Annotated in this window: 12 protein-coding genes and 1 pseudogene; 5 read left to right on the forward strand and 8 right to left on the reverse strand. The window is 52.4% G+C overall.

Annotated elements, in window-relative coordinates; genetic code table 11:
* Positions 1 to 94: 94 nt before the first annotated feature.
* The 6 genes and pseudogenes from M1D61_RS19320 to M1D61_RS19345 all read right to left on the reverse strand — a co-directional run.
* Positions 95 to 343, reverse strand: coding sequence for a hypothetical protein (locus M1D61_RS19320; RefSeq protein WP_458120200.1), 249 nt, complete (start codon positions 341 to 343; stop codon positions 95 to 97).
* 185 nt (positions 344 to 528) lie between these two features.
* Entirely contained in the window at positions 529 to 1,389 is an 861-nt protein-coding gene (locus M1D61_RS19325) for an inositol monophosphatase family protein (protein ID WP_458120201.1), read from the reverse strand.
* A 153-nt stretch (positions 1,390 to 1,542) separates the two neighbouring features.
* Positions 1,543 to 2,544 carry a UV DNA damage repair endonuclease UvsE gene (gene uvsE / locus M1D61_RS19330; RefSeq protein ID WP_458120202.1) on the reverse strand — a complete coding sequence of 334 codons (1,002 nt, stop codon included), beginning with the start codon at positions 2,542 to 2,544 and terminating at the stop codon, positions 1,543 to 1,545.
* Positions 2,545 to 2,635: 91 nt separating this feature from the next.
* A complete protein-coding gene (locus tag M1D61_RS19335; protein ID WP_458120203.1) occupies positions 2,636 to 2,953 on the reverse strand; it encodes a hypothetical protein in 318 nt (105 codons plus the stop codon).
* Positions 2,954 to 3,226: 273 nt separating this feature from the next.
* Positions 3,227 to 4,318 carry a D-alanine--D-alanine ligase gene (locus M1D61_RS19340; RefSeq protein ID WP_458120204.1) on the reverse strand — a complete coding sequence of 364 codons (1,092 nt, stop codon included), beginning with the start codon at positions 4,316 to 4,318 and terminating at the stop codon, positions 3,227 to 3,229.
* A gap of 301 nt (positions 4,319 to 4,619) precedes the next feature.
* Positions 4,620 to 4,784 (reverse strand): annotated as a pseudogene (locus M1D61_RS19345) (AraC family transcriptional regulator); the annotation flags it as partial.
* A 163-nt stretch (positions 4,785 to 4,947) separates the two neighbouring features.
* Between M1D61_RS19345 and M1D61_RS19350 the strand changes: the two are divergent.
* Together M1D61_RS19350 and M1D61_RS19355 are read left to right on the forward strand one after the other, a co-directional pair.
* Positions 4,948 to 5,334 carry an SDR family oxidoreductase gene (locus tag M1D61_RS19350; RefSeq protein ID WP_458120205.1) on the forward strand — a complete coding sequence of 129 codons (387 nt, stop codon included), beginning with the start codon at positions 4,948 to 4,950 and terminating at the stop codon, positions 5,332 to 5,334.
* Positions 5,335 to 5,514: 180 nt separating this feature from the next.
* Positions 5,515 to 6,486: an aldo/keto reductase gene (locus tag M1D61_RS19355; RefSeq protein ID WP_458120206.1), complete on the forward strand. Its 972-nt coding sequence runs from the start codon at positions 5,515 to 5,517 to the stop codon at positions 6,484 to 6,486.
* 258 nt (positions 6,487 to 6,744) lie between these two features.
* Here the strand turns inward: M1D61_RS19355 and M1D61_RS19360 are convergent, their stop codons facing one another.
* Positions 6,745 to 7,950 (reverse strand): ABC transporter permease, encoded by a 1,206-nt coding sequence (locus M1D61_RS19360; RefSeq protein WP_458120207.1) that lies wholly within the window; start codon positions 7,948 to 7,950, stop codon positions 6,745 to 6,747.
* Position 7,951: 1 nt separating this feature from the next.
* A complete protein-coding gene (locus M1D61_RS19365) occupies positions 7,952 to 9,352 on the reverse strand; it encodes an HlyD family secretion protein (protein WP_458120208.1) in 1,401 nt (466 codons plus the stop codon).
* A gap of 134 nt (positions 9,353 to 9,486) precedes the next feature.
* Here M1D61_RS19365 and M1D61_RS19370 point away from each other — a divergent pair, with 134 nt between their 5' ends.
* The 3 genes from M1D61_RS19370 to acnA all read left to right on the forward strand — a co-directional run bounded on the left by M1D61_RS19370 (position 9,487) and on the right by acnA (position 13,583).
* Positions 9,487 to 10,374, forward strand: a complete 888-nt coding sequence (locus M1D61_RS19370; RefSeq protein ID WP_458120209.1) for a LysR family transcriptional regulator — start codon at positions 9,487 to 9,489, stop codon at positions 10,372 to 10,374.
* Between the two features lie 35 nt (positions 10,375 to 10,409).
* Positions 10,410 to 10,556, forward strand: coding sequence for a hypothetical protein (locus tag M1D61_RS19375; protein ID WP_458120210.1), 147 nt, complete (start codon positions 10,410 to 10,412; stop codon positions 10,554 to 10,556).
* Between the two features lie 297 nt (positions 10,557 to 10,853).
* Positions 10,854 to 13,583, forward strand: a complete 2,730-nt coding sequence (acnA, locus tag M1D61_RS19380) for an aconitate hydratase AcnA (protein WP_458120211.1) — start codon at positions 10,854 to 10,856, stop codon at positions 13,581 to 13,583.
* The last annotated feature ends 200 nt before the right edge of the window (positions 13,584 to 13,783 follow it).

Genomic DNA, 13,783 nt, shown 5'->3' on the forward strand with positions numbered 1-13,783 from the left:
CTTGTCGGATAGCTCGGATCATGCATCCTCAAATATAAAAAGGCTGCTGCAGCCCGGAAGGACTACAACAGCCGTTTATTCCTTAGCGGCCAGACTATTCCTTGTCCTCGGGATCGGGACGTTTGGCCTTGTTCAGGTAATCATCATAACGTCCGTCCAGTTCCTTGGCCATCGCACGGTATTGACGGGTCTCTTCCACAATCGGATCGTTCTCCGTCTGGATGCGCACTTCATATTTGGGCGGAATCAGGCGGCGTTCCCGGCTGTCCCGTTCTTCTTCTTCCATCTGTCCTTCGGTTAAGCGCTCGCTGAGTTCACGTTCCAGTTCATCGGATGATGACATATCGGTTCACTCCTTATCACGATCATCTGACAGGCAACACGGTACCTGGAGCAGTATCATTCAAGACTACAGGCGATTGGCTCATGACCGGCAGCCGATAAAGGGGCCTTTCGCAAGATGTCACCCTGCAGTATCTGAAGATAAACTCTACCCTTTATTTACCCTGCTGCAGCCATTTCATTCACTCAGATCGGCAGATCAGTCAGACCGGCCGTATGCAGTTCACGAATCAGCTCGTCATGGATATGACCGTTCGTCGCGGCAACGTTACGGACAGTCAATTTGTAGTCTTCTCCTGAAATGTCACCGATTCGTCCGCCGGATTCCTGCACAAGCAGCGCTCCGGCAGCCAGATCCCATGCATTCAGGCCGACTTCCCAGTAGGCATTGAGACGTCCTGCCGCCACATAGGCGAGATGCAGCGCCGCCGAACCACCGTTGCGGATGCTGCGGACTTTGGGTACCATTTCCACCAGTGCCCGGGTATTGCGTTCCAGACCGGCGTTGGCCGGAAACCCGGTTGCCACCAGACTCTCGGCCAGCGTCTGCTCACCGGCTACCTGCATCCGATTGCCGTGTACATAGGCGCCCTTGCCTTTTTCGGCGACAAACAATTCGTCATGAGTCGGATCATATACGACACCGACAATCACTTCACCTTTGTGGGCGACCGCGATAGATACGCAATAGTATGGGAAACCATGCACAAAGTTGGTCGTACCATCAATCGGGTCCACAATCCATACATAGTCGGCGTCCAGTACATTCTCGGTCGCCTGAATGGAAGCTTCCGCGCCGATGCCGGCACTTTCTTCTCCCAGAAATTCATCATCCGGGCAGTAGGTGAGCACCAGCTTGCGAATCATCTGCTCGGCACCCTTGTCCACTTCCGTCACCAGATCCTGGGACGATGTCTTGGTATCCAGATGCTTGTAGCTGCCCAGCTTGGTCTTGATCCATTCGCCGGTTTTGGATGCCGCGTTGATGGCTACCGCCACCCGACTTTTACTGCTTACGACATAGGGTTGCTTTTGGTTATCTTCCATGTTCAATCCCCCTGCATATAATGAAATATCTGCGGTTCACAGCCATGCGATACAGCTGTTCGCCAGCAGTCTAAAGGCTATCCGGCAGAGTACGGTACAGACAGCCGCGCGGTTCGTCACCGCATCCGGCTGCCGCCCTGCTTTGCTCTGCCTTTACGGTAACACTTCGATACTCGCTTTGTCGATGATGCGGACACCGTCGCCCTGGTACGCATGCAGGTCCTTCATCAGCTGGAACAGCGCCGCATCCTTGTGCTTGGCTTCCAGCATGACATCGAGATGGCTTGAAGTACGTGCCGCTTCCCGCAGAAAGTCCAGCAGCGGTCCGGCTTCGACCCCATCCGCATGACTGCGGCGATCGGTCTCACTCTTGGGACTGGACGCATGAATCTTGGGTGGCAGATGGACGCCCTCCGGCACATCGGTCATAGCCAGCGGTGAATCCCAGGTACGAGCGACTTCTGGCCACCAGTACGATGCCGGTTCCCCGGCACAGTTGACCATATGATGATGGATATCGAGCACCATCGGCAGTCCGGTCCGCTGGGCGACGGCAAGCGTCTCCCCGCTGGTAAACGTTTTGTCGTCATTTTCCAGCGTAATCCGGCACTGGATATCCGGGTCCAACTGGTGGAAATGTTCGATAAATCGCTCTGACGCCGTGGGCTTGTCCCCATAGGCGCCGCCGATATGAATATTATTCTTGGCACGGGCATCCAGGCCCATCGCATTGAGCATTTTCACATGGTAGCGCAGATCGCGGATGGAGGACTCCAGCACTTCCGGACGCGGTGTACTCAATACGGTAAAATGATCCGGGTGAAAAGACACCCGCAGATTGTGCCTGCGCACATACTCGCCCACCTCGGCAAACGAGTCGGCCAGCGCCGGGTACGGGTCCCAGTCGCTCAGATCGGTATGGGTCGCCAGCGGAATAATTTTGGAGGTCATGCGGTAGACCTGAATATCTTCAGCTACGTTGTGGCGCAGCAGACGAAGGGTGTTGTGCAGATTGGTGCGGGCGATCTGTTCAAGCGCTCGCAGCCCGGCTTCACGGTCAGGCAGTTTTTTGAACCTGGCCATGGTCATGGTTTTGGAAGGCGATGAGTCTTTGACTTCAAGCGACATCGCCACATATCCGAATCGTACGATCATAGGGCTGAGTGCCTCCTCTGGTTCCGTCTGGTTGTGGACACCGGAGCCAGGGACAGCGCTCCATCACCATACCGTGCTGTATACAGAAGGATTACTTCTGCTCCCCGAAAAACATCTCATATGCGAGGTCGGTCTGCACCCTGGATTCTTCCGGTGTCAATTTGCGGATTAATTGCATCTCCACTTCTGTTACCTCATTACCCTGAAAGTTAATCTCCGCCATACATCCGGTGATTTTCACAATCGCAACTGCGGTGTTATCCGGCGTGTAGGCGATTACTTTCTGGCCGGTCGGAAATACACGAAAGCCCTGTTTGACCATTTTCCCTCTGCCGTATTCGAGCAGATCCAGCAGTTCCTGCGTGTTTTTGAATTTGCACACGGAATTGAATTCGGTCTGGAATCCCATTGTCTCGCCTCCCTGGACATCATCATTTAGCTGTAAAGTAATATGTGCTGTGTCGGAGCATCTGTTAAATGCTGAATTGGATCATCTGCATATTGCATATTGAGCATTAGAACATGCTCTTTAGCGTTGTGCATTGTGCGATCTATCTGCTGGGCACCATCCGCTGCGAAAGGGGCTGAAGCCAGGTCGTCCTTTGGCTTCATTCCCTTTCTTTCGCTCGGTGATGGTCGCTTCATTGGGCAGCAGATCAAACGCAATACAAATAAGTCAGGCTTAATCGCGGCCGAATTGCAGTTGGCGGCGTTTGTTATAGCGGTCCATGCCCAGCTGGATGAGTTCGTCCAGCAGTTCCGGATAGGATTTGCCGGTCTCGCGCCAGAGCAGCGGGTACATACTGAAAGCAGTGAAACCTGGCATTGTGTTGACTTCGTTGATCATGACAGAACCATCCACACGGCTGACAAAGAAGTCTGCGCGGCAGAGGCCGCTGCCGTCGATCGCTTTGAAAGCGCGCAGTGCCAGTTCACGCAGGTTCTCGGCCAGTTCGCTGTCGATCTCAGCCGGGATGACCATGCGGGAGGTGCCATCGATGTATTTGGCATCGTAATCGTAGTAGTCACTGGTGGACACGATCTCGCCCGGTACGGATGCAAGCGGCAGCTCATTGCCGAGGACGCCGACTTCGACTTCACGTGCGTCGATATTTTCTTCGACGATTACTTTCAGATCGTAGCGGAATGCGTATTCGATCGCGCGTTCCAGCTCACTGCGGTCCTTGGCTTTGGTAATGCCGACGCTGGAACCGAGATTGGCCGGTTTGACAAAGCATGGATAGCCCAGATTGTGCTCAATGACACCGAGGAGCTCATGCTTGTTCGCTTCGTACTCGGCAGTGATGAAGCTCTCGTATTTGCACTGCGGCAGTCCTGCCTGGGCGAACAGCTTCTTCATGATCACCTTGTCCATACCGGCAGAGGAAGCGAGTACACCGGCGCCCACGTATGGCATATCCATCATTTCAAACAGTCCCTGAATCGTGCCATCCTCGCCATATGTACCATGCAGCAGCGGGAACAGTACATCAATCGTGCTCTCCTGTCCGCTCAGCTTCTGCCAGAGGATGCTCATCGCCTGGGAAGTGGCTTCCGGTCCGCCGCTGATCTGCAGTTCTTCCGGGCGGGAAGGTGCTGCTGTATACGCCTGGCCCATGTTCCAGCGGCCTTCCTTGTCAATGTATACGGGTACTACGTCATATTTGGTATAGTCAATTGCGTTCAGTACGGAAAATCCGGTCTGTAGTGATACTTCATGTTCTCCGGATTTGCCTCCGTAGATCAGGCCTACGGTCAATTTTGCTGCTGTCATTTTGGAACCCCCGTTAGTCATTAGGCATGTTAAAATTCATCGTCTATCGTTACCGTTATCATCGTCTGCAGTACCGAATGATTCGTTATGAAAAAGATAAAGCAGACAGGCCGCAATCCGGCCTCTATTCAGTATAAATGTTCATAGGGAAGGCTGCAAAAAAACTTTGGCAGTTACACCTGCTCCCAGGCCCTATCCACATCCGGATTGTCGTATTCCACCCATTTCGTTCTCCCCCAGCCCGCTACACGTCGTAGATCTCCTCTTCTCAACATGTCCACAATAGTCAGCTAACAATACATTAAGTATATTCATTCGCCGCGTCCACATTCTCACGCAGATGCCGCATATCGCTGATCGGCGGACGTCCGAACATCCGGGCATACTCCCGGCTGAACTGGGAAGGACTCTCGTAGCCTACCCGGAATCCGGCATCTGCCGCTTCCGTATGCTCTGTCAGCAGCAGGCAGCCAACGGTGATTATGGGCTTATTGTAGTGAAGTCGAACAGGAATAGGCAAGCGGCGAACAGGAATGTTCTACCTGTCTGCGTTGGCTTTTCCTTATTCTTGAGTTAAGCCCGGTGTATCCAATAACCGGTCAATACAACAGGAGAAAGAAGGAATAACGATGAGTCTAACCAATAAAGTCACGATTATTACAGGAGCCAGCAGCGGCATTGGAGAGGCAGCAGCCATCCTGCTTGCTGAACGTGGCGTCAAGCTGGTGCTCGGCGCAAGACGGCCGGACCGGCTGTTTGCGGTACGGGCCATTTCCGAAGGGCTGCGCCAGGAAGCCGGCGACAAGCTGCGGGTCACGATCATTTCGCCGGGCATCACCCGTACCCAATTTGCCGAAGGAGTGACCGACCCGGACATCCGCTTCCGTCTGGAAGCTGCCCGCGATGCACTCGCCATGCCAGCGGAAGCGGTCGCCCGCGCAATTGCCTTTGCCATGGAGCAGCCGGATGATGTGGATGTGAACGAGATTATTATCCGTCCGACAGCGCAGGTGTAATCTCATGATATCGGCCTATCCATGTATCGATCGGTTCCTGTAAGTAAGAGCGCATGATTTGTTGATTTTCTTGTAGTGTGGACAATTTTCCCATCTATTGCCGACAATAATAGGCGTATGGTGGTTAAAAGGAATAGAATGGTAGCAATTACCATTCCAATTATCAGGGAGGTTGAACAGATGATGAACTACAGAACACTCGGCAAAACAGGCTTGAACGTATCGGAGATTGGCTATGGCGCATGGGGAATCGGCAAAACGGCCTGGCTCGGTGCCGATGATAATGAATCCCTTCAAGCGCTGAACCGCGCGATTGAACTGGGGCTTAATTTTATCGATACGGCACTTGTATATGGTGATGGACACAGCGAAAAGCTGGTCGGTCAGGTCGTCAGAGAGCATTCTGAACACATCTATGTCGCCTCCAAGATTCCACCGAAAAATGGAAAATGGCCCGCTCCCGGAGGTATCCCTTCATCGGACGCTTTTACTGCAGAGCATGTTATCTCCAGCACCGAGCAGAGCTTGATCCATCTCAAGCTCGATGTCATCGATGTACAGCAGTTCCATGTCTGGTCGGATGAATGGGTAGGTCAGGGTGACTGGCTGGAAGGTGTGCAAACGCTGAAAGATCAGGGCAAAATCCGCTATTTCGGCATCTCGATCAATGATCATCAGCCTGCCAATGCGATCCGGCTGATTGAGAGCGGTGTAGTAGATACGGTGCAGGTGATCTATAACATTTTCGATCAAAGTCCCGAGGATGAGCTGCTGCCCGCCTGCCAGAAGCACAATGTCGGCATCATTGTCCGTGTCGCCCTGGATGAAGGTGCCCTGACCGGTACGATTACTTCAGATTCGGAATTCTCGGAGGGCGACTTCCGCAATCGCTATTTCCGTGATGATCGCAAGCAGCAGGTATATGATCGGGTACAACGTATCACCGAGGAACTGAACATCTCCACCGACCAGATGGCTGAAACCGCACTGCGCTATGTACTCAGTCATCCGGCTGTCTCCACCGTTATTCCGGGTATGCGCTCTGTACGCAATGTCGAGCGCAATATGGCGATCGGTGATGGTAAAGGTCTGCCGCAGGAACAGGTCGAGTTGCTGAAGAAGCACCGCTGGGTACGCAATTTTTACGAGTAACGGTTGAAGGATGTACGAGTATGTGCGGCGTGACAGCAGAGTCCTTTGTGTTTGGTCGACACCTTATTTTAGAGTGGTTTTTCTGAATAGGCAGTTATAGCATTTATTTGTACAATCCATTAATATGATGCGGCATCACATCCTACTTAACAAGCCATGCCCGTTATATCGCGGACATGGCTTGTTTGCTTATTCATCTATTCACATATTTGCCCATTATATCGCTGCAGATTATTCATTCACCATTTTTCCATCCAATCATCCTTTGATCGGCAGCTCTGCGCCAGCCTCGGACGGCGTTTCCTCTGCCGCATGCTGGCGGAAGACGAATGGATAGAGCAGGAAGGACAGCAGCAAGCCCACCATTCCGATCACGCCCAGTGCCATCACATCGTGCCAGACGTGAGTCCAGCCGAGTCCCTTAAGTGTGATGTTACGGACCGCTTCCAGGAAATAGGTCAGCGGCAGACATTCACCGATCATGCGCAGCGGCGCAGGCATCGCCTCCAGCGGCCACGTATATCCGGACAGCATAAACGAAGGGACTGCGATCAGCATCAATGTCTGCGTCGCATCCAGTCTGCTCTTGCTGAACAAACTGAATACAAATCCCAGCCCGCATAATGCAAAATTAAATGCGATCGACACCACGATCAGCGGCAGCACCGCACCATGAAACGGAATATGAAAAGCAATGCAGGAGATTCCGAAGGTCGTCACCACATTGAACATACCGGCCAGAAAATACGGCAGCAGCTTGGCTATCGCCAGCCGCCACGGCGTTAACCGCCAAGCAGCGAAGCGCGCCCAGGTTCCCTGTTCCTTGTCCCGTGTGCAGGACAGAGCGATTCCGAGCAGCAGACACTGCTGCAGGGCCGCAGCGATCACACCCAGCGGCATAAACAGCTTGTAATTATAGACCGGGTTAAACAGCACTCTGGAGCGAAACGGAATGGTACTCAGCACAGAGGATGCCTGGTCGCTGTTCATTCCTTTTTGCTCCAGCGTCTGCAGGGATGCACCGGCACTGACGCTGCTGATTACCTGATTGGCGATCCGGCTGGCACTGTTGGAGTACATCATATTACTGCCATCGATCAGTGTCAGCACCGGCACATTCTCCCCGTGTTTTAACCGGGCGGCAAAGTTATCGGGGATCACTATCCCCACCTTGGCTTCCCCGCTCTGCACCTTCAGAGTGACTTCTTCTTCATTCCATACCTGACCCTTTACCGCAAAGGTATCGGTCGCATCAAATGCCTGGATAATCTGGCGGCTCAGCTGCGAATTATCCCCATCGTACACGACGACAGCCATTTCGGTAATCCGTTCATGCGAATACAGGAACCCGAACAACACGGAATACAGAATGGGCGTAAGCAATAAAATGACCAGCAGCTTGCGGTCGCGTACCATCTGCTTCCATTCTTCGAGAAATACATGCCATACACTCAGCCGGCTCATTTTACTGTTCTCCCTGAACCGGATAAATGACCGTCGCCCCGGTCGGCACCTTCGCAGACAATCCGGTCAACAGCACTTTCACGCCAAAAGCGCGTATGTCGGTATCTCCCGAACTCTGGCTTGGTTTTTGAATGGCAAAGTCTGCGGCGGCATCGATCACTTTGACTTTGCCGGTCACTTCACTGCCATCCGACAATAGCTTCACGGTGACCGGGTCGCCTACTTTGAGACCATGCAGCTGGGTTTCATTAATATAAAATTTGGCCCAGCGCTGATTGGACGTTTCCAGTGAATAGACGGTGTAACCCGCACTGGCCATTTCACCTGCATGCAGGGAACGCGACTTGACCACCCCGTCTACCGGTGCACGAAGTTCGGTATAGCCGACATAAGTCTTGGCTTCCTGCAGCGCTGCTTTCGCCTGGGCGACCTGTGAACGGGCGGCTTCCACCATCGACTGAGCCTGCTCATAGGCAGCCTGGGCCTGAGCGACGGTGCCGTCTGCCTGGGATACGGCTCCCTGGGCCTGATGCACGGAAGCTTCGGCGGCTTTGACATCCTGGGCCTGAATATCCACCTGACCCGCGCCTGCCTGCGCTTCCTTGACAGCGGCGAGTGCCTGCTCGTACTGGGCTTTGGCGGCGTCAATCTCTTCCTGACGGCTTCCATTTTGCGCCAGTTTGAGCTTTTGCACAGCGGCTTCATACTGGGCAGCCGCCTGCTGCTGCTTCATTTTGGCATCATCCAGTGAGGCATCTGCAGCCAGTCCGGCATCGAATAACTTTTGCGCCCGTTCCAGTGATTTATTCGCAGTGTCGAGTGTCTTTTTGGCGGAATCGACACTGATCTGGGCCTGGGTGATCTCTTCCGGTCTGGCTCCGCTTTTGACTGCTTCCCATTTGGCTTTGGCGGCGTTAGCAGCCGCCTGAGCCTGGGCGATTTTGCTGGCAGCGGATTGTGAGGTTACTTTGACAGCGACGTTGCCCTGCTGCTTCTTGGCCTCGGCCACACCCACCGCAGCCTGGGCCTGCGTAACGCCTGCCTGGGCCTGGACGATGCCTGCTTTGGCCTGGGATACGCCTGCCTGCGCCTGGGTTACATTCGCCTGGGCAGCCTGCAAAGCAGCCTGGGCCTGGGCGGTCTTGTCATTAAGCTCCTGACTTTCGAGCCGGGCAATGACCTGTCCTTTCTTCACCATATCCCCTTCGTCCACCAGCACATCCTTGATTCGGCCGGCGACTTTGAAACTGACGCTGATTGTATCGGACTCCACATAGGCAGTAGGCTGTGAAGAGGCCTGACCGCTGCTGATGCCTTTTTTACCGAAAGCGACCAGCCCGTAAATACCGGCTGCAATTAATACGATTACCACACCGTACACGATATATTTTCTGGATTTCATTGGTTCCCCTCATCCTCCCGAAAATTTTAGAGATTCGACTCTACTTTTCCCTCAATATATCATATACTCCAAGTACAATATATTCTCCAAAAGTAGACGTAAGTGAACTAAAAGTACAGGAATGAGGAAAACTAATGAATATCGAACAGCTCAAGCATGTGATGGAAGTGGCCCGGTCCGGTTCATTCACACGTGCTGCCGAGAATGCGCATATTACAGTGACCGGCATCAGCCGCTCGATCTCTCTATTCGAGAAAGAGATTGGCATGCCCATTTTCACTCGCTCGCGTACCGGCGCCGTGTTGACTCCGGAAGGGGAAAAGATCACAACCAAAATCGCCGGCATTCTCAACCAGATTGGCGAGCTGAAGCTCGAAGCCAGCAGCTACAGTGAAATGAACAATGCCAAACTGCGATTGTCTGCGATCCCGGGACCGATCTCCCTGCTGATCGATATCCTGACGGATATGAAGCATGAATTTCCCGGCTGCCGGATCGAGATTACCGAAGATAACACCGAACGGGTCATTGAAGATGTGCAGAGCGGACAGAGTGATCTCGGATTCGTACAGATGAAGGAGCACTTGCTGCACCGCCATCCCGGTCTGCTGTTCGACAAGCTGACGGAAGATCGGGTGATTATTGTAGCCAACGCCAGATCTCCACTGGCCCAGATTGACTCCATTCAAAAGCAGGATCTGCTGAAGGTTCCTTTTGTGCTGTACAATGATCCGAATATTATCGAATTTGTCAAAATGATCGGCCCGGATGTGGATATCTTGTTCAAAAGCAACAACGTCGACGCCCTGATCAAAGCGGTGAAATCCAATCTCGCAGTAACCGTCGCCACCAGCTACTCGCTGCAGGCGTACACTACACCGGACAATCCGGAGATGGTCAATATTCCGTTTCAGCTGCCGGCTCAGGGCAAGTCGTACCTGTGCCTGGTCACTTCACGGGATCACTCCCTGTCCCGGGCGGCGCGTCTGTTTATCCAGCGTTTCAAAAATTCGCTACAATAGAAATGCTTCTATAACATCATGCGAGGAGTTGTTTTATGCTGATCGATCCCGAGAAATGGAATGAATTTACCATGAAGCTGCTGCACATGTGGATCAAAATCCCTCGTGGCATTCGTATGCTGCTGTTTCCCTCCATGGTGATCATTGCTGGTATTATTTGCTGGATCAAAGTACTTACGTAATCCAGACCGTCATTCTCTGAACTGAACAGGGAATGGCGGTTTTTTCAGTTAATATTCCGTTTGATTCATTCAATTTAATTTTCTCCATAAAATTCCAAGAAATTAACCAAAAACCACTTTACTACCTCACATGTAAACGGTATACTTAGAGTGTTGATTGATTTTGAAATCAAGTTTCATTCTGTGAAACAAGCATTCTGTATATACAAGATTGTTTCCTCCGGATTGATTCTTTTTTCAATAATGTTATCTTTTCCTGTAACCAGTAAGCCGTATTTCATTCAAGGAGGTTCATCTATGTCCGTTAAAGATTCATTTTCCGTTGGCCGTGAACTGAAAGTGAAAGACAAGACTTACCGTTATTTCAGCCTCGAAGCGCTGAAAGAAAAAGGCTACACCAGCATCGACAAGCTGCCATTCTCCATTCGGGTACTGCTTGAAGCTGCTGTTCGTCAATTTGATGGTCATGCCATCACTGAAGAGCACGTTAAGCAACTCGCGGGATGGGCTGAGGGCCGTGAGGAAAAAGAAATTCCATTTATCCCTGCACGTATCGTACTGCAGGATTTCACAGGTGTACCGGTAGTCGTTGACCTTGCAGCAATGCGCGACTTCGTCAAAAAATCCGGCGGCGATCCAAAACAGATCAATCCGCTCGTACCTGTAGACCTGGTTATTGACCACTCTGTAATGGTAGATGCATACGGTACTTCCGATGCTCTTGAATATAACGTAAATGTAGAGTTCGAACGCAACGAAGAGCGTTACCGCTTCCTGCGCTGGGCACAGACTGCATTTGACAACTTCCGTGCCGTTCCACCTTCCACCGGTATCGTTCACCAGGTTAACCTGGAGTATCTGGCTTCCGTAGCCGCTACGAAAACAGTTGATGGTGAGACTCAGGTCTTCCCTGACTCTCTCGTAGGTACAGATTCCCACACAACCATGATCAATGGTCTGGGCGTTGTCGGCTGGGGTGTCGGCGGTATCGAAGCCGAAGCAGGTATGCTCGGACAGCCGCTGTACTTCGTTATGCCGGAAGTTATCGGCTTCAAACTGACAGGCAGCCTGAGCGAAGGCGCAACGGCGACTGACCTGGCGCTGACCGTTACCGAAATGCTGCGTAAAAAAGGCGTTGTCGGCAAATTCGTCGAATTCTATGGCCCGGGCCTTGCGAACATCAGCCTGGCTGACCGTGCAACTGTAGCCAACATGGCTCCGGAGTACGGTGCAACAATCGGCTTCTTCCCTGTCGATGATGAGACGCTATTCTACCTGCGCAACACCGGCCGTGCCGATGAGCAGGTTGAGCTGGTCGAAGCTTACTACAAAGCACAAAACATGTTCCGTACATCCGAGACACCTGATCCGGTCTTCACCGACGTGATCGAGCTGGATCTGGCTTCCGTGGTACCGAGCCTTGCCGGTCCAAAACGTCCTCAGGATCGTATCGAACTGACCAATATGAAATTGAGCTACGACACAGCGATCCGCACACCGGTTGAATCCGGCGGTTATGGCCTGTCCGATGAGAAGCTGGCTGAGAAAGTCACCGTGAATCATCCGAACGGCAAAACCAGCGAAATGGGCGCAGGTGCAGTAGTCATCGCAGCGATTACCAGCTGTACGAACACATCCAACCCTAGCGTTATGCTCGGTGCGGGCCTGCTCGCCAAAAAAGCGGTAGAGCGCGGACTGAAAGTACCGGGCTATGTCAAAACAAGTCTGACTCCAGGTTCTCTGGTCGTTACCGAGTACCTGCAAAAAGCCGGTCTGGACAAATCCCTGGAAGCACTCGGATTCTACCTGGCAGGTTACGGCTGTGCGACATGTATCGGTAACTCCGGTCCATTACCTGATGAAGTGAGCCAGACGATCGCGGATAACGATCTGACGGTAGCTTCCGTACTGTCCGGTAACCGTAACTTTGAAGGACGTATCCATGCCCAGGTGAAAATGAACTATCTGGCATCTCCGCCGCTGGTTGTTGCTTATGCACTGGCCGGAACGGTAGATATCGATCTGACCAAAGACCCAATCGGACATGATCCGGAAGGACAGCCTGTATACCTCAAGGATATCTGGCCAACTTCCAAGGAAATCCGTGATACGATCGGCCTGTCGATCAGCCCGGAAATGTTCCGCAGTAGATATGAGCATGTATTTACTGCCAACAAACGCTGGAACGAGATCCCTGTACCACAGGGTGAACTGTATGAGTGGGACGACAACTCCACGTATATCCAGAATCCGCCGTTCTTCCAGTCTCTCGCTAACGGCATGAACGATATCCAGGATATCCGCAACGCACGCGTACTGGCACTGATGGGCGATTCCGTAACAACTGACCATATTTCTCCAGCTGGTAACATTTCTCCATCGTCTCCAGCCGGACAATATCTCAAAGAGCGCAATGTCGAACGCAAAGACTTCAACTCCTACGGCTCCCGTCGTGGTAACCATGAAGTCATGATGCGCGGTACATTTGCCAACATTCGTATCCGTAACCAGGTTGCTCCTGGTACAGAGGGCGGCGTAACCAAGTTCCTGCCTACGGATGAAGTAATGTCCATCTACGATGCATCCATGCGCTACCAGGCAGAAGGCCAGAATCTGGTCGTTGTTGCCGGTAAAGAGTATGGTACAGGCAGCTCCCGTGACTGGGCAGCCAAAGGTACATTCCTGCTGGGCGTCAAAGCGGTTATCGCGGAGAGCTTCGAGCGTATTCACCGCAGTAACCTGGTCGGTATGGGTGTACTGCCGCTGCAGTTCCAGGAAGGCTACAGCTGGAAACAGCTCGGTCTGGACGGTACGGAAGTATTCGACATCACTGGCCTGAGCAATGATGTGAAGCCAGGACAGGTACTGAATGTGACTGCACAGCGTGAAGATGGCACCAAGTTCGAATTCCCTGCCATTGTCCGTCTGGACAGTGCTGTGGATGTAGACTACTACCATAACGGTGGTATCCTGCAGACCGTTCTGCGTCAGATGATCCAGAACACCAACAAAGGCGAAACGGTTTAATTGATAGCTTCCGCTGCCAATTAGACGTATTCTTTCCAAAATAAAACAGGTGCATATCCTGCTGCTTCCCGGTTTCGGGAGCGGCAGATATGCACCTGTTTTTGTGTTATATACCAAAAGGCTGGCAGCTTTCAGATTGTTACTTTACCGGAGGATCAGATTCACTCCGACGATCAGACCGATCCATCGCAGCCGGACGG

The sequence above is a fragment of the Paenibacillus sp. Z6-24 genome (genome assembly GCF_054161335.1).

Bases quoted from the DNA above. Each gene is read 5' to 3' on its own strand.
- M1D61_RS19375 (WP_458120210.1), top strand. From the start codon at position 10,410: ATGCTGATCGATCCCGAGAAATGGAATGAATTTACCATGAAGCTGCTG.
- M1D61_RS19320 (WP_458120200.1), bottom strand. From the start codon at position 343: ATGTCATCATCCGATGAACTGGAACGTGAACTCAGCGAGCGCTTAACC.
- M1D61_RS19340 (WP_458120204.1), bottom strand. From the start codon at position 4,318: ATGACAGCAGCAAAATTGACCGTAGGCCTGATCTACGGAGGCAAATCC.
- M1D61_RS19350 (WP_458120205.1), top strand. From the start codon at position 4,948: ATGAGTCTAACCAATAAAGTCACGATTATTACAGGAGCCAGCAGCGGC.
- M1D61_RS19370 (WP_458120209.1), top strand. From the start codon at position 9,487: ATGAATATCGAACAGCTCAAGCATGTGATGGAAGTGGCCCGGTCCGGT.
- M1D61_RS19360 (WP_458120207.1), bottom strand. From the start codon at position 7,950: ATGAGCCGGCTGAGTGTATGGCATGTATTTCTCGAAGAATGGAAGCAG.
- M1D61_RS19335 (WP_458120203.1), bottom strand. From the start codon at position 2,953: ATGGGATTCCAGACCGAATTCAATTCCGTGTGCAAATTCAAAAACACG.
- M1D61_RS19355 (WP_458120206.1), top strand. From the start codon at position 5,515: ATGATGAACTACAGAACACTCGGCAAAACAGGCTTGAACGTATCGGAG.
- acnA (WP_458120211.1), top strand. From the start codon at position 10,854: ATGTCCGTTAAAGATTCATTTTCCGTTGGCCGTGAACTGAAAGTGAAA.
- uvsE (WP_458120202.1), bottom strand. From the start codon at position 2,544: ATGATCGTACGATTCGGATATGTGGCGATGTCGCTTGAAGTCAAAGAC.
- M1D61_RS19365 (WP_458120208.1), bottom strand. From the start codon at position 9,352: ATGAAATCCAGAAAATATATCGTGTACGGTGTGGTAATCGTATTAATT.
- M1D61_RS19325 (WP_458120201.1), bottom strand. From the start codon at position 1,389: ATGGAAGATAACCAAAAGCAACCCTATGTCGTAAGCAGTAAAAGTCGG.